Raw genomic sequence first — 24908 nt, 5'->3', positions numbered from 1 at the left:
GATTACTGAAATATTATTATTTATAAGGGGTGTATGACAGTGGAAGTCGGAAAACAAAATGTTAGTCATTTACAAACCCAGACTCAATCAGAACGTACAGTGAAAGATTCAATGAAGTTTATTATTCCTTCATTGATAGGAGTATTGTTATTTTTAGTACCCGTCATGTATCAAGGAAATATGACCATAGGGGTAGGGATATTTGCGTCTTATTTCCAAGGTCTCCTTGAAGGAATCATTCCATTATTTATGACTCTTATTTTTTGTGCATCAGCTCTTTTAGCCATTTATACGAAAATAGCTAAACCACAATGGATTTTAAGTCAATCCTTTTTACAAGGGTTATTCGATGTTGGATTCTTTTGGATTGGCATTCGAATCATCGGCTCTGCATTTGCCATCATGACACTAAACGGAATAGGTCCTGAGTGGATTACCTCTGACTTTACAGGTGGAACGGTCCTGTATTCACTGGTTCCTGTTTTAACAACGTGGTTCTTATTCGCTGGATTACTTATGCCGTTATTGCTGGATTTTGGATTAATGGATTTCTTTGGAACTCTTTTACAAAAAATTATGAAGCCACTCTTTCGGTTGCCTGGAAGGTCATCCATTGATGCACTTGCTTCTTGGATGGGAAGTGGAACGGTTGGAGTATTGATTACAACGAAACAATTTGAAGAAGGCTATTACACAAGACGAGAAGCTGCTGTCATTGCGACGAATTTCTCCGTAGCTTCGATTGCATTCAGCTTGGTCATTGTTAGCTTTATTGGCCTAGAATCCATGTTTGTACCACTTTATTCAACCGTTGTGGTGGCAGGTATTGCAGCAGCGGTACTTTGCCCGAGAATCCCACCACTTTCTACGAAAAAAGACACCTATTATGAGCCGGTAGGAATGCAAATTTCTGAATCGGTACCTGAGGATAAGTCTCGTTTTCAATGGGGGATTGAAAAAGCAGTAGAAAAAGCCTCAGAGGTGAAGGGTGTGGGAGAGGTAACGAAAAAAGGTCTTCAGAACGTCTTTGATATTTGGTTTGGGTTGATTCCACTCGTAATGGCTCTTGGAACACTTGCATTGGTTGTAGCGGAATATACATCGGTCTTTGATGTCCTTGCCTACCCGGTTGTACCACTGTTAGAGCTACTGCAAATTCCACAGGCAGCCGATGCTGCTCCAGCCATGATTGTCGGGTTTGCAGATATGTTTTTACCGGCAGTCGTTGGTAGTGGGATTGAAAGTGAGCTCACTCGTTTTGTCATTGCAGCCATGTCCTTAACTCAGCTCATCTACATGTCCGAAATCGGAATTCTATTAATAAAATCAAAAATTCCGATTAGCTTCCTGGATTTATTGATTATTTTTATCCAACGCACCATTATCACATTACCGATTGTTGCTTTAATGGCCCATATGTTTTTTATGTGATACAAGACACTCACACGTTTGGAGGATTATTGAATGAAACCAACCTTTGAGCAACTTATTCAAAAAATGCCGAATCGCCTGGCTCCCAGTATGGCAAAGGATCACCCGAATCTTCCCGTTGTAAAAGAAGAAGGTTGCTACTACTACGGGTTAGATGGGAAAAAGTATCTTGATTTCACCTCTGGAATTGCCGTAACCAATGTGGGACATCGTCACCCGAAAATCGTTCAAGCAATAAAGGACGCTGCAGACGGTTTAATGCATGGACCTTCAGGGGTGATTATGTATGATTCCATTTTAAGGCTGGCAGATGAGCTAGCAGAAATCCTCCCAGGAGATTTAGACAGTTTCTTTTTCGCCAACAGTGGAACCGAAGCTATCGAGGGAGCTATTAAGCTGGCAAAATATGTGAAGCAACGTCCGTATGTCATCTCCTTTACAGGCTGCTTTCATGGTCGGTCACTAGGTGCGTTAAGTGTGACCACCTCAAAAAGTAAGTATAGAAAGTTCATACAGCCTTCAGGACTAACCTATCAAATTCCATATGCTAATGAGAGTGAGAGTCCAGAAGGATCAGATTCTGTAAGATATGTAGTAGAGAAGCTGGAAAAAGATTTTGAAACACTATTTAATCATCAGGTGACGCCTGAAGAGGTAGCGTGTGTCATCTTAGAGCCTGTTCTTGGAGAAGGAGGCTATATTGTACCTCCAAAAGAATGGCTGAGAAAAGTAAGAGAAATCTGTGATCGCCATGATATATTATTGATTTTCGATGAAGTTCAAACAGGCTTTGGACGTACTGGTGATTGGTTTGCATCCCAAACCTTTGGGGTCACACCAGATATCATGGCAGTAGCGAAGGGGATTGCTTCAGGACTGCCTCTGAGTGCGACGGTGGCATCTTCAGAACTAATGAAGCAATGGCCACTCGGTAGTCATGGTACGACCTTTGGAGGGAATCCGATTGCCTGTTCAGTTGGCCTTGCCACGCTGGAGGTGATGAAAGAAGAAAACCTGCTGGATAATGCTAAAAGTATGGGGAAGTATGCTGTATCGAAGCTTGAGCTTCTGAAAGAAAAGCATAGGGTGATCGGCAGTATACGTGCAGTGGGTTTAATGATTGGAATTGAAATCATTCATCCTAATACAGGTAAACCGAATCAAGAGGGTTTAATGAAAATTCTTGATCTTGCCCTTGAAAAAGGAGTGTTATTCTACCTGTGCGGCAACCATAGTGAAGTCATACGCATGATTCCCCCACTCATTGTGACGAGAGAACAAATTGATGAGGGGCTAAGAATGCTGGATGAAGCTCTTACGGAATATGAAGAGGTTTTAATGAGTCATTTAGATTAATAGAATGCCTGGAGGAATGTTGCTCCAGGTTTCTTTTTGTTTTATAGATCTATGTATACCAGGAATGATTTGATCTTGTATTTAGAAAAAAATGGGGAATAGCTGTATGATAGTAATTAAGAGAATCTGAAAATGATGGGAGAGATAAAGATGAAACGGAAAGACAGTGTACCCTATTCACATAAGCAACTGGCTGTATATTGCTTTAATCAAGTGTGGGAATTCCTCGATAAAAGGGAGTTAACAGATGCTGATAAAGAGGAAATGGTTCATCTTTGTCATACGTCGTTGTGGCACTGGAATCAGGTTGAAAACCATACTTCTCAAAATCTTTCTGTAGGTTATTGGCAGCTTTCCCGTGTTTATTCAGTCGTAGGAAACGGTGAGCAGGCATTGATTTATGGACAAAAATGCCTAACGGTTAGTACTAATGAAAACCTGGAGCCTTTCTATGTAGCTTATGCATATGAAGCTTTAGCCAGGGCTACCATGAACATGATGCACACTGAAAAGGCAAAGGGATTTTTAGAGCTGGCTAAAAAATATAAAAAAATAGTGGAAGATATCGAGAGTAGAAATTTATTAGAAGTAGATTTAAAGGATATTGAAGAGGGGCTAAACTCAAAATTTCACTATGCTGTGGATAAGAAAGATGTTGAAATGAATTACACGGTTTCAAAGAATATTGGCTTTCAGGTAGAAAATGTTGAAGAAGCTAAGTTGTTTTATGAAAACGTACTGGGATTGAAGCATCCAGAACAAAGCTTTGTAAATGAAGTTGAATTTAGAACGGACAATAATAGTATTTTTTTAATAAAAGGAACCGAGAACCTAGGGCCGGTTATGGAAATTTTTGTGAACAATTTAGAAGAAGCAAAAAATCATTTACTGACAAACGGATTCGAAATAGTTCGTTGGGAAGGAAAAGGGAAAGATTGTTACGTAAAAGACCCGTTTGGAATGATTTTTAATGTGTGGGAGATAGAAAATTAAAAAGGAAGAATATTGTCTTTTTGACAATTATTATGGAATATATTGTTCTAATTAAGTAATAATAGTACACTTGCATAAAGAAATGACTTCATAGTGAGTGGGAGAAAAATATGATTAATTTTACTCAGCATAAACAAACTTTCATCATTATCTTTACTGCCATCATCCTTTTAGAACTGACTGATTTAATTTGGAAGGATCATGAGATGGTATCTTTTTTAATGCATTTAGGTTTATTGCTCATCACAATGATCCTGCTGCTTTTCTTAATCCAGGGAAGTTCAAGTACGTCTAGGGAATTAAGGAACAGTAACAAAAATTTAAATGATATATTCGAAACTCTTGATGTGGCCATTTGGTCTCATGATTTGAAAGCGGACCATCTATTAATCACACCGGGTATTGAGAAATTATATGGCTATTCATTAGATGAATTTTATCGAGATTCCCTTCTGTGGAGAAAAGTCATTTTTCCAGAAGACGAGTGTGTGTTAAATGAAAGGAAAGAGAAGCTTAGCACAGGAGAACCTTGTACAAGCATCTATCGAATCATTAAGCCTGATGGGCAAGTGCGTTGGATTCAAGATCGGGGCATCCCTACTCTTGATGAAAAAGGTGAGATGACTTCGTTTACAAGTGTGCTATTTGATATTACGGATCGGAAGGAAAGTGAAGATCAATACCGCAGCTTAGTGGAAATGTCTCCGGATATTATTGCCGTGATCAGTAACAGTAAGTTCGAGTATATCAATGAAGCAGGGAGTAAACTAATCGGTGCTTCAAGTCCTTCAGAAGTTTTAAATAAAGATGTTTCCGAATTTTCCGACTCGAAAACGGTTTCTAACATAAAAGAGAAGGTTAGTAATTCCTTTGTAGGAGAACGATTTGAGGTAAAGGTATTCCGCCTCGATGGGCAAGAAATAGAAGTGGAGATTTCAATTATGCCGATTTTATACGGAGGTAGAACAGCCATCCAGCTGGTTGGCCGTGATATCACAGAACGTAAGAAGGCAGAGAAAACTATTCATCACATGGCCTATTATGATTCCTTGACTGATATTCCGAATCGAAATATGTTTAAAAAATATTTGAATGAAACATTAGACACTTCTTCTGATCAACCCTTTGCTATTCTTTTCCTTGATTTAGATCGTTTTAAGGTGATCAATGATACAAAGGGACATTCAACAGGAGATATCATCCTGAAAAAAGTGGCGATTCGTTTGAAGCAGGTTGTTCAAGAGGAAGGGGTAGTATTCAGGCAAGGGGGAGATGAATTCATCCTCATTCTGCCTAATATGAATCGTAAAAGTGTGAAGTTAATGGCAAACAAAATACTTCATTATTTTACGACCCCGTTCATCATTAACGACCAGGAGTTCTTTGTCACTCCTAGTATAGGAATTAGTATGTACCCGGAGGATGGCAGAGAAGAAGAAAGCCTCATTAAACACGCGGATAAAGCGATGTACCTGGCAAAGGATGCGGGAAAAAACAACTATCAATTTTATTTTGCTCATCTGGACAAGGCTTCTTCCAAGAAAATGGAGCTTGAAACAGGACTGCGAAAAGCATTGGAACTAGAACAATTCACCCTTTTCTATCAGCCTAAAATCCATTTAGAAACGAAAGAAATACTAGGAGTTGAAGCCCTCATCCGATGGGAACATCCGACTCGCGGAACGATTTCACCTATTGAATTTATTCCATTAGCTGAAGAAACAGGATTAATCATTCCAATGGGAAAATGGGTATTAAAACAAGCATGTGAACAGAGTAAAGCATGGGAAAAACAAGGAGTCGGAATCATTCCAGTTGCAGTGAACATCTCTGTTAGACAGATCAAGGATGAAGGTTTCGTTGACGTCATCAAAGAGATTTTAGCAGAGACTGACCTTGAACCTTCTCGCCTTGAGCTTGAGATTACAGAAAGTATCATGCAGGATTTTGAACATTCTACAAAGGTGTTAACTCAGTTAAAGGAATTAGGTATTGTCCTCTCCATGGATGATTTCGGTACCGGATATTCATCTTTGAACAATCTTAGATTTTTACCGATAGACAATATTAAGATAGACAAATCCTTTATTGACGATATCATAACAGACACCAATCACGTTTCCATCGTTAAAGCCATCATCGATATGAGTCAAAACATGAACTTTAACACCATCGCAGAAGGAATTGAAACAGAAGAGCAAGTTCATTTCCTAAAACAAAATTCATGTGAAATTGGTCAGGGCTATCATTTTAGTAGACCATTGCCACCGAAGGAATTAGAAATGTTTTTAAGAAAACAAGTTTAGACTATAAAACCTGTCCTTGCGTAATCATGCGGGGGCAGGTTTTTACAATTAATGTAAAACGGACCGAATGTGTGCTGGATCGGATTGATTCCAACTAAAATCGGCTCGATAAGTAACCATTTCGGACCGATAAACTATTTTTTATGAATCGTAAACCTACTTTTCCCTGTGTTAAAGTAAAGGGTATAGTATTCAATAAGAGAATCATCCTCCTGGAGGGAGCAACATTGAAATTAAACCATAAAATCATTAAAGAGATGTGCGGAACTGTCTCCTTTAAAAAGGGAGAGTCGTACTATCGTTCCAATAAAGTTGTGTTTAAGGAGTATGGTTCACTTGGATGTGAGGCATCGGTTCTTGGTACAGAAGAATTTCATGTGAAAATCGAAAAGGGAAAGCAAGGGGATATTCATACGAATTGCAGCTGTCCAAGCTTAGCTTCCTTTGACCGTGATTGTCAGCATATAGCAGCCGTTTTGCTTGCTGTTTATGACCAGCAACGGAATGGATTGGACCCATCTGGACCGACTAATATGCTGACGGAAGGATTATTCAATCTTTTCGACGATCAGAAAAATCGATCAAGTGGCCACCAGCTTCATTTTGAAAATAGAGAAGTACTCGAAGCAGAGTTTATATGTACCCCTGTCACCGTTGAAAAAGATCAGCAAATACTGGGGATTAAAGTCAAAATCGGTTCTGTAAAAGTACAGGATATACGAAGTTTTTTAGTGGAAGTAAAAAAAGGGAACCCGTACAGTCTGTCTAACTCTTTTACCTTTCAGCAAAATCTTCACTGCTTTCAACAGGAACCACATGCTGTAATGGAAGAGCTTGTACAAGTTCTTCACGATGAAGAGGTCTATGGAACTCACTTGAGAGACAATTCAGATCTCCTTCTGATTCCTCCTACTTCATGGGAGAGAGTCATGCCCTTACTTCGTAAAGCAAAAGTGAAGGTAGAGTATGATGGGAAACAAGTTGAAGAGATTCAGGTATCAGAAAAAAAGCTCCCTTTGCAATTTGATTTTACTGAAGCAGAGAAAGGGGGCTACCAGCTGAAAGTCAAAGGATTAAAAGACGTGCTGGTCCTGGAGTCGTATCGATTTGTTTTGTATAACGGGGTCTTTTTTTCCTTAGAGCAAGAGGATTGTCAGCGTCTGACCCAGTTGCAAAAGATGTTGACGGCTTCAGGGACTGATCGGATTCCTGTTTCACAAGATCAAATTGGCTTGTTTTTAGATAAAGTAGCCCATGGGCTTAAGAAGCTGGGGGAGGTTCATCTTTCAGAGACAGTCGCCAAGCAGTTTATGAAAACTCCCTTGGTGGCGAAGCTGTATTTAGATCGAGTGAAAAATCGTCTTTTGGCAGGGCTTGAGTTTCACTATGGAAACTATGTACTCAATCCACAAGAGGAAAATCAATTACCTGCAAATACTCCTGTCATTAGAGATGTGGAGAAAGAACAAGAAATTTTACAGCTGATGAAGGACAGCTCCTTTGCTGAGACAGAAAGCGGTTATTTCCTCCATAACGAAGAGCTTGAGTATGAATTTCTATATTACGTGGTTCCAAAGCTTCAAAAGCTGGTTCAAATGTATGCCACAACCGCTGTGCGTAATCGGATTTTCAGAAAGAACAGTCACCCAAAGGTGAGAGTAAAGGTTAAGAGAGAACGAACGAATTGGTTGGAATTCAAATTTGAAATGGATGGAATCAATGATCATGACATTCGAGAAATATTAGGAGCACTTGAAGAGAAAAGAAAATATTATCGAATGAAGAATGGAGCCCTTCTCTCTTTAGAGACGAGAGAGTTTCAGGATATACATCGTTTTCTTCAATCTCCTCAAGTTCAGAATGGAGATCTTGGGAGCGAATTGGTCTTGCCATTGAATCAGAGCTTACAGCTTCTAGATACGGTAGAGGGTGGGAATATTTTTGAGCTGGAGAAATCGTTCCGTGAGTTCTTTGATCATCTCCAAAATCCAGATCAACTAGACTTCCCTGTACCTGAAAGTTTAGAGAGCATCCTAAGAGACTATCAAAAGCAAGGATATAAATGGATGAAAACACTGGCTTACTATGGATTCGGAGGAATTCTTGCCGATGATATGGGTCTAGGTAAAACCCTTCAAAGCATCGCCTATATCCTTTCTGAGCTTCCATCCATCCGTCAAAACCGTCTTCCTGTCTTGGTTGTATGTCCCTCTTCATTAACTTATAACTGGTTGAATGAATTGATGAAGTTCGCTCCAAACATTGAGGCTGTTGTTCTTGATGGAAATAAAACTGAGCGAGTGAACTTGCAGAAGGAAATCGAGGGTGTGGATGTACTGATTACGTCATATCCACTTCTACGAAAAGATATTCATTGGTATGAGAAACAAAGCTTTCACACGGTATTCTTTGATGAGGCACAGGCATTTAAAAACCCAATCACTCAAACGGCACGGGCAGTGAAAAAACTTAAGGCTGATCACTCCTTTGCTCTATCAGGTACGCCGGTTGAAAACTCAATCGAAGAGCTTTGGTCCATCTTTCATGTGGTTTTCCCTGAACTGTTTCTTGGTTTAAAAGAATACAGCAAGCTTACAAGGAAAACCATTTCAAAAAGAATTCGACCCTTTATGCTTCGGAGATTGAAGGAGGATGTCCTTGCAGACCTTCCTGAGAAAATGGAGATGCTGGAAACCGTAGAACTTCTCCCTTCCCAAAAACAGTTATACGCTGCTTATTTAGCAAAGCTCAAACACGATACACTGAAGCATTTAGATAAGCAAACTCTTAGTAAAAATCGCATCAAAATTTTGGCAGGCTTAACCCGCTTACGACAAATCTGCTGTCACCCCAGTCTGTTTGTAGACGGCTATCAAGGCAGCTCAGCCAAATTTGAACAGTTAATGAGGATCATCAGAGAATCCAAGCTTTCAGGAAGAAGAGTATTGGTGTTCTCTCAATTCACCAAAATGCTCGAGATCATCAGCCGGGAGCTTTCAATGGAAGGGCATGGATTCCTTTATCTTGATGGACAAACACCCTCAGAAGAACGAGTCGAAATTTGCCAACGTTTTAACTCCGGTGAGCGTGACATCTTCCTGATTTCCCTTAAGGCCGGAGGGACAGGTCTGAATCTGACGAGTGCAGACACAGTCATTCTCTACGACACATGGTGGAACCCTGCCGTTGAAGAACAGGCAGCGGACCGAGCCCATCGAATGGGGCAGAAAAATGTTGTACAAGTCATCAAACTTGTTACCCATGGAACAATAGAGGAAAAAATGAATGACCTTCAAGATCGAAAGCGGCAATTAGTAGAAGAAATCATTGATCCTAAAGAAAAAGGGGGTTCAACCCTTACAGAAGAGGATCTACGGGAGATATTAATGATATAAAATAAACTAGCCCCCAGTTTGGAATCTCTGCTGGGGGCTTATTTTTGGAATATCTGCCGTTTTTGAGATTTATGTGCCGTTTTCATGACTTATCTTCCATAATAAATTTTTATCTGCCTTTTATATTTTTTATCTGCCAAAAAATCAATATATCTGCCATTCTGCAAATTTCGACACCCTCACCAAATCTTATTCTATGCTAAAATATAACAATAGAAAAATTTTACATATTAACAAAAGGAGAAATCAATGGGAGAAATAAAAAAACAATATCAAAACTCATCAAATCTTCAGATGCGAATTAATATCCACGATCTTTACAGCACAAATAAAAAAGACTGGCACTCATGGCTATTCGAACAGTACGATATTCCGCCCAAGGCTCAAATACTAGAAATTGGGTGTGGGAACGGGCTATTCTGGTTGAAAAATAAACACCGGGTTCCAGAGCAATGGACGATTACTCTCTCTGATTTTTCAGCAGGGATGATAGAGGATGCAAAGCAACAGTTAGTGGGCATGCCGAACATCCAATACAATCAAATCAACATTGAGGATATTCCTTATGACACAAATCAATTTGATGCCGTCATCGCCAACCATATGCTTTATCATGTACAGGATAAACAATTGGGTATTCAAGAAGTTCGCAGAGTATTAAAGCCTGGTGGAGTGTTCTATTCTTCGACTATTGGAGACACTCATATGATGGAATTGGGAGAGTTATTGAAAGAATTTGACCCTACCTTAAACTATTCTTCAGCACTGAATCATTCAAAAGCCTTTGGAGTTGAAAATGGGGCAGAACACCTGAAATCACAATTCGAAGAAGTGAACCTGAAGATGTTCCCGGGAAACCTCAAGGTGACAGATGTTCAGGGTATTGTCGATTACCTCCTATCAACCCATACAGATCTTAAAAATAGATTAGTAGAGAAGAAACTAGCAGAGTTTATTCGCTTTTTAGAAGAGAAACGGGTAAGGAATGATGGGGTTATTCATGTAACGAAGAGTACGGGGTTGTTTGAGTCTAGATAGATTCTTATTTTTTAGAGTCTGTCTTTTTTTATCAGAAAAATATTCAGTCAAATTAGAATATTCTTTACTTCCCTCACATATCATTTTAAACTGTGAGTGGGGGAAGAAAATTTTCCCATTAATTATTGGAAGGAGGAGAAGATGATGATTAAAATCGTCGATGTAAAGCAAGAAGTAAAAAAGGGTGAGGTTAGACACATAAAAACGTAGTGTAGGAGGAAGTTATGAAATCAACTTTAGAGCAAGTGAAAATAGTAGAATATCATGAGGGCCTTGCAAAGGGCATCGCGAAAATGTGGAATGAAAGCCGGGAAAATTGGGGTGGAGATTCCACTGTAACAACGGAGCAGGATGTGAAAGAAAAAGAAGCCAACTCTACGAATCTACATTTATTCCTGGCGACAGTAGGGGAAGAGGTTGTAGGATATTGTGGATTATCAGAGTATCGAGAAGATCAGGGGGCTCTTTACATTCCTTTATTAAACGTCCATCCAGGCTATCAGGGATTGAAGATCGGGAAGAAGCTGGTTTTAAAAGCCCTTGAGAAAACGGTAGAGTTAAAATGGCCGAGACTGGATTTATTTACGTGGGCGGGGAATACCAAAGCGGTTCCATTGTACAAGAAATGCGGATTCTTCTGGGAAGATCGAGATGACAGCACTCATTTGATGAACTTTATCCCAATGGTACTACAGATTGACTGGCTGCGACCTTTCTTTGAAAAGAATGATTGGTATTCTACGAGTCAACGGATCATTGACATCAAGCCTGACGGACTGAAAGAAAAGGAACATACCTTTTATGAGTACAAATGGGAAGCGGGAGATGAATTCGTTCGTGTTCAGTTTGAACGAACAGGAAGAGGAATTCGACTCATTGAAACGCAAGATCTTTTAATAGAAATGAAGCTTCCTGACTTTAAACTCCTTGAAAAAGAAGAACACGCTGTGACTTATCATGTGATCAATAAAACGGAAAACCCGCTACCTGTTTCCTTGTCAGGGGTATCAACAGAGACTGTCGATCACGACTTCAAACAGTCCATTGAAGTGGCCAACGAGTGGAAGGGAGAATTCCCTGTTACAGTGAACTTGCCTCAAAGAGAGCCGAGTCCTTGGAAAACCCATCCTGTGATTGGGGCAGATATCGAGATTAACGGACAATCATCTACGTTTAAAATGGGTGTGTTTCCTAAACAAGCAGGAAAGCTTCACCTTCGTTCAGTTAAAAAGAACTGGAGAGCCCATCAAAAGGGAACCCTCCATCTTGACCTCGAGAGTCAGCTGGAAGAGAATTCAAATTGGACCATTACATTGCCCGTGAATTCTGTCGTGAAGTGGGAAAAGTCTGAGGTTAAGGCGGTACTCAAAGGAAAGGGAAGAGTATCGATACCTTTAGAAAGCACCCTGTTGAAAAATGGTTTCTTATCAGAAACTGTAGAAGTAGAGGTAGAACGTGAAAATGGAGAAACCTTTACCTTAAACACGACTCTATCCTTGGCATTCCCGGGCTATGGAGCCAAGTTTGGTGGAGAAACTGATGAGCACTGGCTTGGCTACAATGGTCCATTTTATGTAGAAGTAGAAAAGCGGAATCATATTGTAAAGGTTGGATCTGTGCATTCAGTAGAGGAACCTATCACCCTTCTGTCTCCTAAACTGGGTAAACCATTTAGTGAAGAATTTTCAAAGAAGGAAGCATCTACAATTGAATACATTGAGCTGCCTGAAGCTTTTGTGATGAAAACATCACTAGAGTCAGAAGCTTTTGCTCCTCTTTTACTGAACACATACTTAAAAGTATATGGAGATGGTTTAGTAGAAGTGAAGCATGAAATCGTGAATAAGGGTCCTGAGGATCTGAATGATCTGTTTCTGCTGCAACCGTTTTTTCCAATGTTGAAAGGTATTGCCCTTCCGCAAAAAGATGGCGTCATGGTAGGTGACGAGGCGCTTATTCCGTTTATGGATTACATCCGTGATAAAGATATTTCTGAAGAGTGGTTATTCACTTCCTCCACTAATGGTGAAACGAAAGGACTTGCCTGGACCAAAGAAGCCGTTGGAAGAAAAGATGACTGGAAATTCAGTATTGAATACCAACGTCTATCCATTCCTTCTCAAGGTGAGATTGGCCTAGGACCTATTCAAGTAGGAGTGAATATGGCTAATTCCTGGTCAGAGTGGCGTGAATGGGTCATGGGAGCTGATGCACCGAGTATGAAGGAATTCCCACTTTATGCATTAGAAGCAGAAGGCGGAGATTTGATTACAAGTGTTGGTAGAAAAGTCAATTACTCATTCCGTTCAATGTTGACTCCATATGTCCATGGAAGCTTAACGTTAGAGAACGAAGGAGAAACTTTTGTCAAAGAAGCAAGTAAAGAGGATGCTGTCACAAGAATGAATGTACCAATAGAGCATGGGACTCCTGGAGTGAAGAGCATTACAGGACATTTCCGTTCAGCCAGTCAACGAGCAGACCTTCATTCTCTCCAGCTTGTAAAAGGAGAAAGTGCGATTGAAGTAAAAAGGAATGAAGAAGACTGGACTGTTGATAATGGAGTTATTACCTTTAAAGCTTCTTCATCGTACTATCCAGGAATTTACTCCTTAATGTATGAAGGAAGAGAAAGCTTCCATCACCAGTATCCGAAAACCGGTCCAAAAGCATGGTGGAATCCGTGGGGAGGTGGCGCTCATTTTAAGTTCCATAATGTGAGTGACTACTCTATGACGAAGGAGCAAACAATTATTGAAGAAGTTACAAAACTGGATGGGCATGGTCATCAATGGACGGGGCTTTGTCTATCAACCACCTTCAAAGAACATGAAACGATGAAAGGTGTGACTCTTCGTCAATATGCCTTAACACTGCCAGAGGTTCCGGTACTTGCTCTTTACGGAGAGATTCATCAAGATTCAAATAGAACATTTGTAAAGGAACAGCTTGTTTTAGAGGCTTTCTTCAAACCAAGTGAGAACCTGTCATCCTGCTATGCGAATCTACCAAGTGATGGGGTATTTCATACCTATTATGCTGGAGTTGAAGAATTTTTCTTAAGAGGCACACCTTACGTCACAATAGGATCAGACGATAGAAAAGAGAGAGTAACCGTCGTTCATCCTGAGAAGAAAAAGATAGCAGAAATGTACATGAATCAAGAGGTATTTTTAACAGGATCTGTACAAGAATTCTCGACAGCGTCAGGAGAAGTGACAACCTTAGAACCAACGATTATGTTCTATGGGGAAGCAAATCTTCCTGGAGTGGTAGAGCAATTGCGTGGGATATCGTTCAAATAAGAATGAAATAATGACACCTGATCCAGACACTTTGTAGTGTTTAGGTTGGGTGTGTTTTTGATTTGTGGAACGATTATTAGGTTATCAATAAAGATAATAGATTCATAATAAACCTCTAGAAATGACGAAATAGACCCAAAGTTGATAATAAATTCCCGATAATTTTTGAAGTTGAAAATAAAAGTGCAGAAGCTGATAATAAACTCTCAAAAGTTGAAAATAAACTTTCAAATCTCCTGAATTTTAGTGCGAAACGTCTTTGTTTTACTCTCCCCAACCCGGTTTTTGATTCTTTCACCCCTCAAATTGTCTTTTTTAGTGAAAACACCCGCTATTTGTTAAGGAAATTAATCGGTTGTATGAAAATTTACTAGGTTACGGTGGGATTCATCCTATTATGTCTATTTTTCAATAAAAATTTATTGTTTATCAATAAATAATAATATATAATTTAGAAAAACATGGAAATAGGGGTGCGTTATGAAACGAGGAACCATTCTTTTTTTAAAGTCGGCATTAGTTATGATGGGCATCATCGTATTCAGTCTATGTTTGACTTTGCTCCCTTGGTTGGCAGAGCATACGGTAGAACTGAATCCAGAGTTTGCACATTTAAGATATCCGGTCCTATTTGGTTTGTATAGTTCGGCGGTTCCATTTTTTATGGCATTATATCAAGCTTTTAAGCTATTGCAGTATATTGAGAATAGGCAAGCTTTTTCAGAATTAGCTGTGGTTTCATTGAAGCTTATCAAGAATTATGCCATAGTCATTATTTTTATTTATATTTTAGGGGTGTTGCTTCTCTTAGTGCAAAATGCACTTCACCCTGGGATAGCCATATTAGGGATCATCATCATATTTGCTAGTTTGACCATTTCCTTCTTTGCAGCCTTGCTTCAAGGTCTTTTAAGAAACGCATTAGAAATAAAATCGGAAAATGATTTAACGGTTTAATGGGAGAGAACAATGAAAAATTTACTTGTTTTATGTGCCATTCTTCTGACATTTCTCACGAGTTGTGACATATCCTCTAAGGATAAAATGGAGTTCTATGATGGAACAAAAAGTACAGATTTATCAAAAGAAAATATTCTAACTGTACCTTTGCTATCGAATGAACATGACATAAAAGATACGTTCGGTGAGCCTGAACATATGACGAGCATCACAAACCCAAAGTCAAAATATCTCCAGTACGAGGAGGTAGAGTTTGGACTCAAAGATGGAAAGACTTTCCGTTATTATTTTAAAGGAGGCTATCAAACTGAAAAAGGGATTAATATAGGAAAAACGAAAGAAGAAGTCATTGAAGCATACGGGAAGAGTTATTATGAAAGAAATGAAACAGGTTCAAGGGTTATTGGGTACTTTGATAAACGGAATAAGATAAATATGGAGTTTACCATTGATGAAGACGAAGTTGTGGGAGTTATAGTTGAGAAGATTGGAAAGTGAGAGAAAATCGTTTGTTTCTTATTTTCAAATGTACGGACTTTATTATTTGTAATCAAGAGATAATGAGGGGCGGAGAAATGTTATTAATGAAAGGGAGCCTACCGTAAGTGCCAGGCTCCTATTTTTATTTCGACATAAAATCAAAAGTCGTTTCCGTATCTGCAAACCAACGTAAAATTTCATTGTGATGCTGAATGATTTGCATAGCAGATAGGTAATCTTTATCAAAAGTAGAATGGGCATCTGTTAGTAAAGTAATCTTGTACTCCAAGCCAAAGCCACTTCGACAGGTAGAATCAACACACGCTTCTGTTTGAATACCTGTAATAATTAAATGTTCTACGTTTAACTTTTCTAAGTGGTCTTTAAGGTTTGTTTTATAAAAGCTGTCTGGAGTGGTCTTTTGTATGACCGTATCTTGATTACGCGGCGAAATGTCCCTATGTATACTCCAGCCTTCTGATCCGAACTCTAATGGACTGTTCGCTGGACCATTATGCTGAACATAAATGATAGGAATGTTTCGTTTGTCTGCAAAATCTCTCATTTTGTTTATATTCTCTAGTAGCTGTTCTCCATGGTGCACAGGCGGGTTCATGGTAAACATTCCATTTTGTACATCGATAATCAACAATGCTGATTTCATTAGTTTTCCCCCCTAGAATTGACTACTCTGAACTTGGTTTTTTTATAAGCCCTCCACTACAATTAGGACAAATAAAAAGATGTTTTTTTGTACAATCCTCACAAAAAGTACATTCGTGAACACAACTGTATGTATTTGTGGAAAGCTGGTTTTGACAAGCTTGACAGTGAGTTTTCATGTATTAGCCCCCTTAAATCTCATTAGTTCCCTGTTTTATTGTAATATAAGTTAATATAGTAAATAAATAACAATTTTCAGGGAGAGGGATTCTGATGACATTTATGATCAGAAATAGAACCGATGAGGACATTCAAGAATTTCTAACATGGACCTTTGACGGGATTTATTCATTCTATGACAATTCTATACAACAGGAAAAGATCGATGGTTTTATAGAGAGCGTTCATGACAAACGGGCATTTACAGTTGTGAATGCAGCAGATGAAGTAGTGGGAAATTGTGAATTTTTTAATGTAGGCGATGAAGGTGAAGAAATTTTAGCTGTCGGCGTTCAAATGAAGCCTTCTTTAACAGGGAAGGGAAATGGAGCAGGTTTTATTCACGCAATCGTTGAGCAGGGAAGAAGTATGTTAGGGTACGACCATTTAGAGTTAGCCGTTGCAGATTTTAATGAACGTGCCATAAACGTATATGAAAAAGAAGGTTTTCAAAAGAAAGCAGAATTTCAAAATGAAATCAGAGGAAAAAATTATCGATTCATTATCATGTTTAAAGATTGGTAAAGAAGTGGGGAGAGGAATTTCAATGAAAAAATGGTGGTTTTTGATAGGCATAGTAAGTGTGTTTATCTTTTTGCATCTATCTCCTATCTTAGCATTAAGAACGCATCTTTTTTTAACAGGGTATCCAAAGACGGCCCTTACATCAGGAATAATAGACGATGAATACCATAACCAAGTAGATAAAGAAAAATTTGAATTATTGTCTGCTAAAGCGTACACCCTTACAGAACCTCCAATTGAAAAAGAGACAGATGGGGAGCTGAGGAATTACCTTGTCAAAAAAGTGTTTTTTTTGTATTTTGCTGAGTACTACGGCGAGGGATAATGAGACGTAATCATACATAAATCCCACACTAACCTCACACACTAAACGTATGTTCGGGAGGTGTAGAGATTGGAAAAAAAAGATTTTGAAAAAGCATATGAAGAGTACTTAGCTCAAGGTGAAGTACAGCCAGAGGCACAAGTAGAGAGTGTAGACTTTGGAAAAGAACAGATCGTCGCCGTTCGAAAAAATGACGATGGAGATTTGATCGCCTTTAAAACAAGCAGCGGAAGAGAATTAGACTACCTTACAGCTCTCCAAGAAGCAAAAGCAGGTAATATTGCTCATGTAGATGTCTTCCATAAATATGGGAGAGATATAATACGAAGCGAACCGGATGGGATAAAGGAAAATAATTTTGATCATTTGCCTATTTTCTAGGAAAAAGAAGCATGTGCTTGAAGAGAAATGATTGTTTTTCTCTTCAAGCTTTTTTATTTTACATTGATGAAATTGTTGTATTTTGAAATAATTGGTAGTAAACAAGTTTAAGCTTAAAGGAGAAAGTCTATAGAAGCGCTCCTTCATGCATATAAACAAATATTGAGGAGGAACTAATTTGATCTATGTAGTAAGACATGGTCAAACAGATTTGAACAAAGAAGGAAGAATGCAAGGAAGGTTAGGGTTACCTTTAAACGAAGTAGGCTTAAAGCAAGCAGAAAAGGTAAGAGAAAAGCTTAAAGACTTCCGATTCGATTATGTATTCTCCTCTCCACAGGAAAGAGCGATTCAAACAGCAGAGATAGTTACAGGAAAAAAAGCACTCATAGATCAAAGGCTTGATGTGTTTGACATTGGGGAGGCTGACAGATTAAAAAAGGAAGAAGTAACGCTAGCAGGAATCGTTCCGGATTCTACTATTTATAAAGGTGTCGAGGATATTCAACAATATATGGGTAGAGTATTATCCTTTATGAAAGAACTCGAAGGTACATACGGAAAAAGAGATGTAAACATCCTATTATCCGGCCATCGATGCACAACAGGCTGTATTGGTGCTTATTTTAAAGGGATACCCGAAGATCAAAATATTTTAAAGCTATCATCAGATAATGGAGATTATAAAATGTACGATTGGAATTGAACATTAAAACGAGCATCTCCCCTTCGTGAGGGAAGGTGTTTTTATTATTAGGCTCTTTTCGCAAAGATTCATGCTTAGAAAGTTGAGACCTCGCAGAGTAAAGCCCGAGGAGAGGCTCAACTCACGCCCCTCCGAAAGCGAGCACCCTTCGCTGCAATCAACCATTACTCTCTTTTCAAAAGTAACAAAGTTTACGAAAAACCTTATATTAAAAGAACAAAATTGATTTTAGCTTAAGTTCATTAGAGAGAGCTTTAATAGCACTCCTTACCATTGAATGTGCTGAATGAGCGAAATAAATGGTTAACAGGATATTTTACAGGGAAGAACAAATACTATTGATTCTATATATAAAATAGGAGGAAATCATATGAAAGCTATTGTTATTAATCAATATGGAGATAAAGAAGTATTAGAGGAAAGTGTTCTGGACAAGCCGGTAATTGAAGACGATCAGGTTTTAGTGGAGAGCTATGCTACCTCAATAAACCCTATCGATTGGAAGGTGAGAGCCGGGTACCTAAAAGAAATGTTGTCCTTTGACTTTCCCATCATCCTCGGATGGGATACTGCGGGAATTATTGTAGAGAAAGGAAAAGATGTAACTAGCTTTGAAGTAGGGGATCGGGTGTTTGCGAGACCTGCAACTACTCGACAAGGTACTTACGCTGAGTATGTTCCAGTGGATGAATCGTTACTCGCGAGAATCCCTGAATCTATGAGCTATTCAGAAGCAGCATCTATTCCACTGGCTGGTCTAACAGCGTGGCAATGTCTAGTGGATTTTGGAAAGATTAAAGAAGGGGATAAGGTGCTTATTCATGCTGGATCCGGTGGTGTTGGTAATTTTGCTATTCAAATAGCAAAGAGCTTCGGTGCTTATGTTGCGACAACTGCAAGCGGGAAGAATGAAGAGTTTGTGAAATCTCTAGGTGCAGATCAATTTATTAATTATAAGGAAGAGGACTTTAGTGAAGTTCTTCAAGATTTTGATCTCGTTTTAGATTCAATGGGCGGTGAAGTTCAGTCTAATAGTTACAAGGTTCTTAAGAAAGGTGGAAAACTTGTTTCGATTGCTCAACCACCGAACGAAGAGGAAGCGAAAAAGTACGGAGTCCATGCTGAATTTCTTTGGCTTGATCCAAAAGGAGATCAGCTACAAAAACTAGCTAGTATGTTTGAAGCAGGAGAATTAAAACCTGTTGTTGGTGAGACATATCAATTCAGTGAGCAGGGGTTAAAGGATGCTCACGCACTTAGTGAAACTCACCATGCTAAAGGGAAGATCGTCATTAACTTCAAATAATTAATCGTTATGAATAAGGAGCCTGAACTACCTCATTATAAAGGTAGTTCAGGCTGTTTTTTTATGCTTCTTACAGTCAGGATAGATTATGCTGCATCCACTCATTCAATGTATGAATCCCCGTATTAGAATCTCCATGAACACCACTTGTTCCCAATACCATTTATAAGAAAGCTTATTCAAAACAGAACTTCTCTTACTTAAACAGAAATTGACTACAACTCTCTTTAAAAGAGTTGATTTTACTAAGTTTATTGTATTCATTTTAGATTATATCTAAAAATCAATCACACCTATCTTTTTACAAAAAAAGTAACAAAGTATCTAAAATACCTTAAAATAAAATGAACTTTTTTACAAATCTGATACTCTTATATAGAAGAGAGGTGACAGAATGGATGTAAAGGGTAGAGTCAAAAAAGCGAAGAAAGGCAACAAGGATGCATTGGTAGAGTTAATCATGAATCAAAAAGACGATTATTATCGATTGGCGTATGTGTACATGGGAAATGAGCATGATGCATTGGACGCCATGGAAGAGATGATTGTACAACTCTATGAAAACATTCATCAATTAAAAAAGGCAGAAGCATTTTATAGCTGGAGTAAAACCATTCTTGTCAATCGGTGTAAAACAATATTAAGAAGAAAGAAGAAAGTCGTTCTTGTTGAAGATTGGCAACAGGATATCAGCCATATAGAGATGAGGATGGAGGCACCTAACGGTTTTATTGAAATTGAGCAGCGGATGGATATCAATCAATTACTCGAAAAACTCAACCCTAATCAGGCTGAGGCGATTCGGTTAAAATATTTTCTCGATTACGATTATCAAACTATCTCTGAAATAACACAGGTTTCTGTTGGAACCGTCAAATCAAGAACCTTTCAAGGGTTGAAAAAAATGAAAGATTTGTACGGAGGGGAAAATGATGAATGAAATAAATAAAATGCTGAAGGAAGAGTCAAAGCGGATCAATAAAATGGGAGCCCCTGATGAGTTAGAAGCAAGGCTGAAAAATGCTGTCCGTCAAAAGCCAAAGCGAATTAGTCCAATGTGGAAAATAGCTGCAATCGCCGTCTTACTTCTGTTCATGGTAGGGTATCAGTATAATGCCTTTGCCTATTACGGTAAAAAAATCTTAGGTTTTGATGATATCCTGTCAGGAACGTTGAAGGACTTAAACGATGATGGTATGGGGCAGGTGGTAGATCGAAGCTATCATCTAGGACAGGGCACGACGATTACAATAAACGGTGTTTTAACAGATGAGAACAGAATGATAGTCTATTACACATTATCCAATCCAAATGGTGTGGATGATTCTTATGAGAATCATTTTAACCCAACAGAAATCACAGGTTTTTTAACAAAGGCTAGATACGAAGGCGGACGGGCACTTATAAATGATGAGAAAACAGAAATCAAAGGGCAGATGGAATTTGAACCGCCAAGCGCTTTTTCTAAAACATTGACCCTTCATTATTATGGAGAGCTAGTCAACGGTCTGGCAACTAGTGGTAAACTGGCCTTTCCTTATGAACCAAACGAAGCCTTGGAAACAAAATTTAAACAGTCCATCAATAAAAAAATAAAGGTAGATAAGGGGTCGGTATCGTTTAAATCAATTCTGGCTACTCCAACATTAACGGTGATTAATGGAACAATGAGTGTGGCAAATGTAGATCGAATTTCACAACCATTAAGCGAAATCGAATTACTGGCAAACGGTAATCCTGTACAAGTGAGGGGAAGTGGAATGAGCTCGTCCTTTGGAGACCGATTCACGTTTAACTTGGATTACGATGCTCTTCCTAAAGATCTTACATCCCTTCAGCTTCATATAAAGGAATTTGCTGGGTATAAACGAGTCAATCAATCCATACCTTTAATGAAAGTCGTTGACGATGTACCTATACAGGTAGGAGGGCAAAGCCTTTGGATAAAGAATGTATCAAAAGCCTCGAATTCAATTGAAATCAAAATCAAGACAGAAGAGTCCGTCATGCTAGATGAGGTGTTCATTGGAGATGAAGCTCAGAAAGTCCCACTCCTTACAATCAAGAATCAAGACATGATCAAGGAACGAAATGGAACTCTTATGAAAGAGCGTACACTCAGATTTGAAACCGATAAGATACCGGAGTATATGTATATAGAAGGAATACATTATATGAAAGGGTATGATAAGAGAATTGATATTCCAATAGATTAAATTATGCAGTCCTGGCCTCCAGCTCGGTTACTGGGGGTCATTTTTTTAGGGTATTGTATAATCACTTATCAGAAGCGAGTAGAGCAGTTGAAGCACCGTTTGCTGCAGAATGCAAAAATACAAGAATGGGAACCCCTAACGGTAACGAAAATAGTTTGATTGTAGCAGAGGTTCGGGGTGTCCTCAGAGGTTCAAATCCTCTTCTAACATGTTATACCCATTAATGTTAAATGAGTACAACTTACTTTAACCATTTACAACCAAGTACTGATCCTTTTTCGTGGGACACGGTTTAATCAGAGTATAGAATAAGGACAAGAACCATAGGGTTAATTTAAAAAAGGAAAGGTTCAAAGAAAAATCTGAACCTTTCCTTCTTTTTATTTACCGATAAGTGCCATTACGCCTTTAAATATTAGGAATAAAGAAAAAATTAAAATGGCCAAGATACCGATTAAATCAGTTATTGGGTCAATACTCGATAAGAATGTGCCTTCTAAAGGAACTTTTAATAAAGCAAAACCTGACAGAATACTGGCTAACATTAAAAGGATAAACCGGTCCATTCAGTTCCCCCTCCTCTCCATACATTGTATGTAAGAGAATGAAAAAAAGAATTCGTTTTAAAAAGAAGCTTAAGGACTTAACACAATGTAGTTTACCGATTAATGTGTCAACCTATAATAATAGAGGGATGCTTCATCAACTAAATGATTCAATTCAAAAGCTGGTACAAGAATTTGATAAATGGCATAGCCTAATAAACCAATAATGAAGATCCAAACACTTCTTGGAATGATGATGTTCTTTTTTTTAGCGAAAAACAATGAGGTTAATATGATGAGGAAATAGAAAGAGAAAATAATCAGTTGGTAAATGGAAATATCTAACTTATTCACAATGAGAAAAAAGTGTTCTAAGTCCTCACGATTTTTTTTGTTTTCTTTCACTGTGACTAGTTGATCTTGATGACCGATTTCCCAAAGGAATGTATCATCTTTTTGGTAAATCGAATACTGATAACCGAATGCTTTTTCTTTAGATATGATCACCTGTGTTTGTGCAGAGGCATGGTTGAGGGAAATTCCTAAGAAGAATAGTAAAAGAGCCGAGACTAACAGGTGTGCATGTTTTCTTTTCAATAGTAACCCCACCTATTCTCTTCGTTCTTACTTAAAACTATAACAGTTATCCACTTTGGATGCACCAACTATTTCCATATTGAGTATTAGGAAAAATAACGTTGGGATACATTTGTATAAATCGTTTAAAGCAACTAAGGGTAAACATAGTATAAGAATCCTTGACCATTTAAAGACATCATGTTACTATAAAGTCACATATTACATGTGACCTTTTATTCACATGAAAATACAATTGAAAGGGTCGTTGGTATGAAAGACGAACTTTCCACACTGTTTAAGGCGTTAGGGCACCCCATCCGGAGGGGGATTCTTGACATTCTTAAGCAATCTGCGAAAACAACGGGAGAATTAAATGAGTATTTTCCTGAAGTAACAAGGTATAGCATTATGAAGCACTTATCGATTTTGGAAGAAGAAAATCTAATAGTAGTGAAGAGAGAAGGGAAATTTCGCCGAAATTATTTAAACGCAGTTCCCCTTCAGGAAATGCATAATCGCTGGGTAGGTAAGTATATGGAAGCGAATGCTAATTCATTACTCAAAATACGTTCATTAGTAGAAAACAAAGGAGGAGAAGAAGAAATGAAAGCAACAAATCAAGAACAAAGTCGCGTATTTCGCATTGAACAAGAGGTAAGAATTGAGGCACCGCGCGAGCAAGTATTCAAAGCATTAACAGAACAGGCAGGAGATTGGTGGGAGTTTCGAGTAGCACCTGAAGGAGTTCCCTCTGAATTTACCTTTGATCCAGTAGTAGGTGGTCAATTCGTTGAGAAGTGGCGTGAAAATGAAGGGGCAGTATGGGGAAATGTATACTATGTTAATGCCCCTGAAGAAATTCGCATGCAAGGGCATCTTGGTATGCAAGGGGCAGTAAATAGTTCTTATACGTATCGACTCATTGAGGAAGACGGGGCAACTCTTCTACAACTATCTCATCATGCGTCCGGTATTATTCAGGATGATTGGGAACAAGCTCATACCGAAGGATGGACGTATTTACTTGGAACACTCCTTAAAGATTATGTTGAGAAAAAGAAATAGGGATACACGGAGGATCAATCAATGGTAGATGTTTTAACTGAAATCGAAATTCATCGCCCACTTCAGGAGGTTGCCGATTATGCAGCCAATCCTGACAATGCACCGGAATGGTATGTAAATATTGACTCTTCAGAATGGTTGACAGAAAGACCCTTATCGATTTCATCACAAATAGCCTTTAAAGCTCAATTCCTGGGCAAGCAGTTATCCTATGTTTATGAAATAGTTGAATGGATACCAGGACAAAAGCTAGTGATGAAAACAGCAGACGGTCCATTTCCAATGGAAACCATTTACACATGGGAAGCCATTCGTTCTAATGTAACCAAAATGACTTTGAGAAACAAAGGAATCCCAACTGGTTTTTCAAAATGGATGACTCCATTCATGTCTATGATGATGAAAAGAGCGAATCAGAAGGATTTGAAGAAGATTAAAGACATTTTAGAATAGCTGTTTTCTTCTAAGGAAATAAAAACACCTAGTCCGTAGTACGATAAAATCGTTCTTGGACTAGGTGTTTTTTTATTTTTCTTGAGGAGTGTCCGTTTTTTTACTTTTTTCTCTCGTGTTTTGACGAGTGTGTGATACAGGGATTTCCACCACATCTTCCAACTTAAACTGTAAAAGCATTTCCTTTTTGATAATGGTTCTTAGCATTCTCTCTACACTTTTGTTTGCATTTAAAAGGTCATCTGAGCAATTTGCCAAACTGATCGATTTTTGCAGCTTTTCCCCTTCTGCATTAAGTAAATGAGATAAACCTATTTCTTCTAAGGCAATAGATGCTAACAATAAACTAATAACATCTTCTCTTTTTAAATCAATATCAGGCTTTATATTTGGAATGTTTGGCATTGACATAAGTAATCACCTCCAAATTCTTTTACAAAATATATATATACAATGTATGTATGTCTTAATTCCAATAAGTAAGGGGAATTTTTCACAACATTGATGCTAAAGGGAATGATCTATCTCTGGATAAGAAGAATTTATGTGAGAGATTTACGTTTCTACTCTACTAATAAGAAATATTATAATAATAGGATTGTTCATAGTGTGTGTTCGCCTTTTTTTCCTTTCGATAGATAGAGTGTAGGCAGATATACCT

At 38.3% G+C, this 24908-nt stretch carries 23 protein-coding genes; 18 read left to right on the top strand and 5 right to left on the bottom strand.

Features of this window, described 5'->3' with window-relative positions; all coding sequences use genetic code 11:
* Window positions 1-33 precede the first annotated feature (33 nt).
* The 9 genes from IQI_RS17945 (at window position 34) to IQI_RS17905 (ending at window position 15282) form a co-directional block, all read left to right on the top strand.
* Window positions 34-1431 (top strand): YjiH family protein, encoded by a 1398-nt coding sequence (locus tag IQI_RS17945; RefSeq protein WP_082892786.1) that lies wholly within the window; start codon window positions 34-36, stop codon window positions 1429-1431.
* 33 nt (window positions 1432-1464) lie between these two features.
* Window positions 1465-2787, top strand: a complete 1323-nt coding sequence (locus IQI_RS17940; protein ID WP_064094047.1) for an aspartate aminotransferase family protein — start codon at window positions 1465-1467, stop codon at window positions 2785-2787.
* A 150-nt stretch (window positions 2788-2937) separates the two neighbouring features.
* Entirely contained in the window at window positions 2938-3780 is an 843-nt protein-coding gene (locus IQI_RS20925) for a VOC family protein (protein WP_197489774.1), read from the top strand.
* Window positions 3781-3890: 110 nt separating this feature from the next.
* Window positions 3891-6086 (top strand): sensor domain-containing protein, encoded by a 2196-nt coding sequence (locus tag IQI_RS17930; RefSeq protein ID WP_064094045.1) that lies wholly within the window; start codon window positions 3891-3893, stop codon window positions 6084-6086.
* Window positions 6087-6343: 257 nt separating this feature from the next.
* Window positions 6344-9481: a DEAD/DEAH box helicase gene (locus IQI_RS17925; RefSeq protein ID WP_064094441.1), complete on the top strand. Its 3138-nt coding sequence runs from the start codon at window positions 6344-6346 to the stop codon at window positions 9479-9481.
* Between the two features lie 249 nt (window positions 9482-9730).
* Window positions 9731-10519, top strand: a complete 789-nt coding sequence (locus IQI_RS17920) for a class I SAM-dependent methyltransferase (RefSeq protein WP_064094044.1) — start codon at window positions 9731-9733, stop codon at window positions 10517-10519.
* A gap of 224 nt (window positions 10520-10743) precedes the next feature.
* A complete protein-coding gene (locus IQI_RS17915; protein ID WP_064094043.1) occupies window positions 10744-13824 on the top strand; it encodes a GNAT family N-acetyltransferase in 3081 nt (1026 codons plus the stop codon).
* 480 nt (window positions 13825-14304) lie between these two features.
* Window positions 14305-14781, top strand: coding sequence for a DUF2975 domain-containing protein (locus IQI_RS17910; protein WP_064094042.1), 477 nt, complete (start codon window positions 14305-14307; stop codon window positions 14779-14781).
* A 12-nt stretch (window positions 14782-14793) separates the two neighbouring features.
* Window positions 14794-15282 carry a hypothetical protein gene (locus IQI_RS17905; protein ID WP_064094041.1) on the top strand — a complete coding sequence of 163 codons (489 nt, stop codon included), beginning with the start codon at window positions 14794-14796 and terminating at the stop codon, window positions 15280-15282.
* Window positions 15283-15406: 124 nt separating this feature from the next.
* Here the strand turns inward: IQI_RS17905 and IQI_RS17900 are convergent, their stop codons facing one another.
* Both IQI_RS17900 and IQI_RS20425 read right to left on the bottom strand, forming a co-directional pair.
* Entirely contained in the window at window positions 15407-15928 is a 522-nt protein-coding gene (locus tag IQI_RS17900; protein WP_064094040.1) for a cysteine hydrolase family protein, read from the bottom strand.
* A gap of 22 nt (window positions 15929-15950) precedes the next feature.
* The gene (locus IQI_RS20425; RefSeq protein ID WP_082892784.1) at window positions 15951-16106 is read right to left on the bottom strand and encodes a DUF1272 domain-containing protein; all 156 of its coding nucleotides are present in this window, start codon (window positions 16104-16106) and stop codon (window positions 15951-15953) included.
* A gap of 94 nt (window positions 16107-16200) precedes the next feature.
* Here IQI_RS20425 and IQI_RS17895 point away from each other — a divergent pair, with 94 nt between their 5' ends.
* From IQI_RS17895 to IQI_RS17865, 7 genes are all read left to right on the top strand, one after another.
* Window positions 16201-16671: a GNAT family N-acetyltransferase gene (locus IQI_RS17895; RefSeq protein WP_064094039.1), complete on the top strand. Its 471-nt coding sequence runs from the start codon at window positions 16201-16203 to the stop codon at window positions 16669-16671.
* 22 nt (window positions 16672-16693) lie between these two features.
* Window positions 16694-16996: a hypothetical protein gene (locus tag IQI_RS17890; protein ID WP_156509946.1), complete on the top strand. Its 303-nt coding sequence runs from the start codon at window positions 16694-16696 to the stop codon at window positions 16994-16996.
* A 69-nt stretch (window positions 16997-17065) separates the two neighbouring features.
* Window positions 17066-17377, top strand: coding sequence for a DUF3892 domain-containing protein (locus tag IQI_RS17885; RefSeq protein WP_064094037.1), 312 nt, complete (start codon window positions 17066-17068; stop codon window positions 17375-17377).
* Window positions 17378-17555: 178 nt separating this feature from the next.
* Window positions 17556-18083: a histidine phosphatase family protein gene (locus IQI_RS17880; protein WP_064094036.1), complete on the top strand. Its 528-nt coding sequence runs from the start codon at window positions 17556-17558 to the stop codon at window positions 18081-18083.
* A 370-nt stretch (window positions 18084-18453) separates the two neighbouring features.
* Complete coding sequence (locus tag IQI_RS17875) at window positions 18454-19389, top strand: NADP-dependent oxidoreductase (RefSeq protein ID WP_064094035.1); 936 nt, start codon at window positions 18454-18456, stop codon at window positions 19387-19389.
* Window positions 19390-19783: 394 nt separating this feature from the next.
* Window positions 19784-20329 carry a sigma-70 family RNA polymerase sigma factor gene (locus tag IQI_RS17870; RefSeq protein WP_064094034.1) on the top strand — a complete coding sequence of 182 codons (546 nt, stop codon included), beginning with the start codon at window positions 19784-19786 and terminating at the stop codon, window positions 20327-20329.
* Window positions 20322-21605: a DUF4179 domain-containing protein gene (locus IQI_RS17865; RefSeq protein ID WP_064094033.1), complete on the top strand. Its 1284-nt coding sequence runs from the start codon at window positions 20322-20324 to the stop codon at window positions 21603-21605. Before IQI_RS17870 ends, IQI_RS17865 begins: the two co-directional genes overlap by 8 nt.
* A 380-nt stretch (window positions 21606-21985) precedes the next feature.
* Here IQI_RS17865 and IQI_RS17860 read toward each other — a convergent pair whose 3' ends face one another.
* Both IQI_RS17860 and IQI_RS17855 read right to left on the bottom strand, forming a co-directional pair.
* Entirely contained in the window at window positions 21986-22171 is a 186-nt protein-coding gene (locus tag IQI_RS17860; protein ID WP_064094032.1) for a hypothetical protein, read from the bottom strand.
* A gap of 99 nt (window positions 22172-22270) precedes the next feature.
* Complete coding sequence (locus IQI_RS17855) at window positions 22271-22747, bottom strand: hypothetical protein (protein WP_064094031.1); 477 nt, start codon at window positions 22745-22747, stop codon at window positions 22271-22273.
* Between the two features lie 252 nt (window positions 22748-22999).
* Here IQI_RS17855 and IQI_RS17850 point away from each other — a divergent pair, with 252 nt between their 5' ends.
* Entirely contained in the window at window positions 23000-23794 is a 795-nt protein-coding gene (locus IQI_RS17850) for an SRPBCC domain-containing protein (RefSeq protein WP_064094030.1), read from the top strand.
* Between the two features lie 21 nt (window positions 23795-23815).
* Window positions 23816-24247, top strand: a complete 432-nt coding sequence (locus tag IQI_RS17845) for an SRPBCC family protein (protein WP_064094029.1) — start codon at window positions 23816-23818, stop codon at window positions 24245-24247.
* A gap of 72 nt (window positions 24248-24319) precedes the next feature.
* Here IQI_RS17845 and IQI_RS17840 read toward each other — a convergent pair whose 3' ends face one another.
* Window positions 24320-24658 carry a hypothetical protein gene (locus IQI_RS17840; RefSeq protein WP_064094028.1) on the bottom strand — a complete coding sequence of 113 codons (339 nt, stop codon included), beginning with the start codon at window positions 24656-24658 and terminating at the stop codon, window positions 24320-24322.
* Between the last annotated feature and the right edge of the window lie 250 nt (window positions 24659-24908).

It is taken from the genome of Rossellomorea aquimaris TF-12 (assembly GCF_001648555.1).
GTDB lineage: Bacteria > Bacillota > Bacilli > Bacillales > Bacillaceae_B > Rossellomorea > Rossellomorea aquimaris.
Note: the sequence above shows the minus strand (reverse complement) of the source record. Positions and strands in the feature narration are given on the sequence as shown.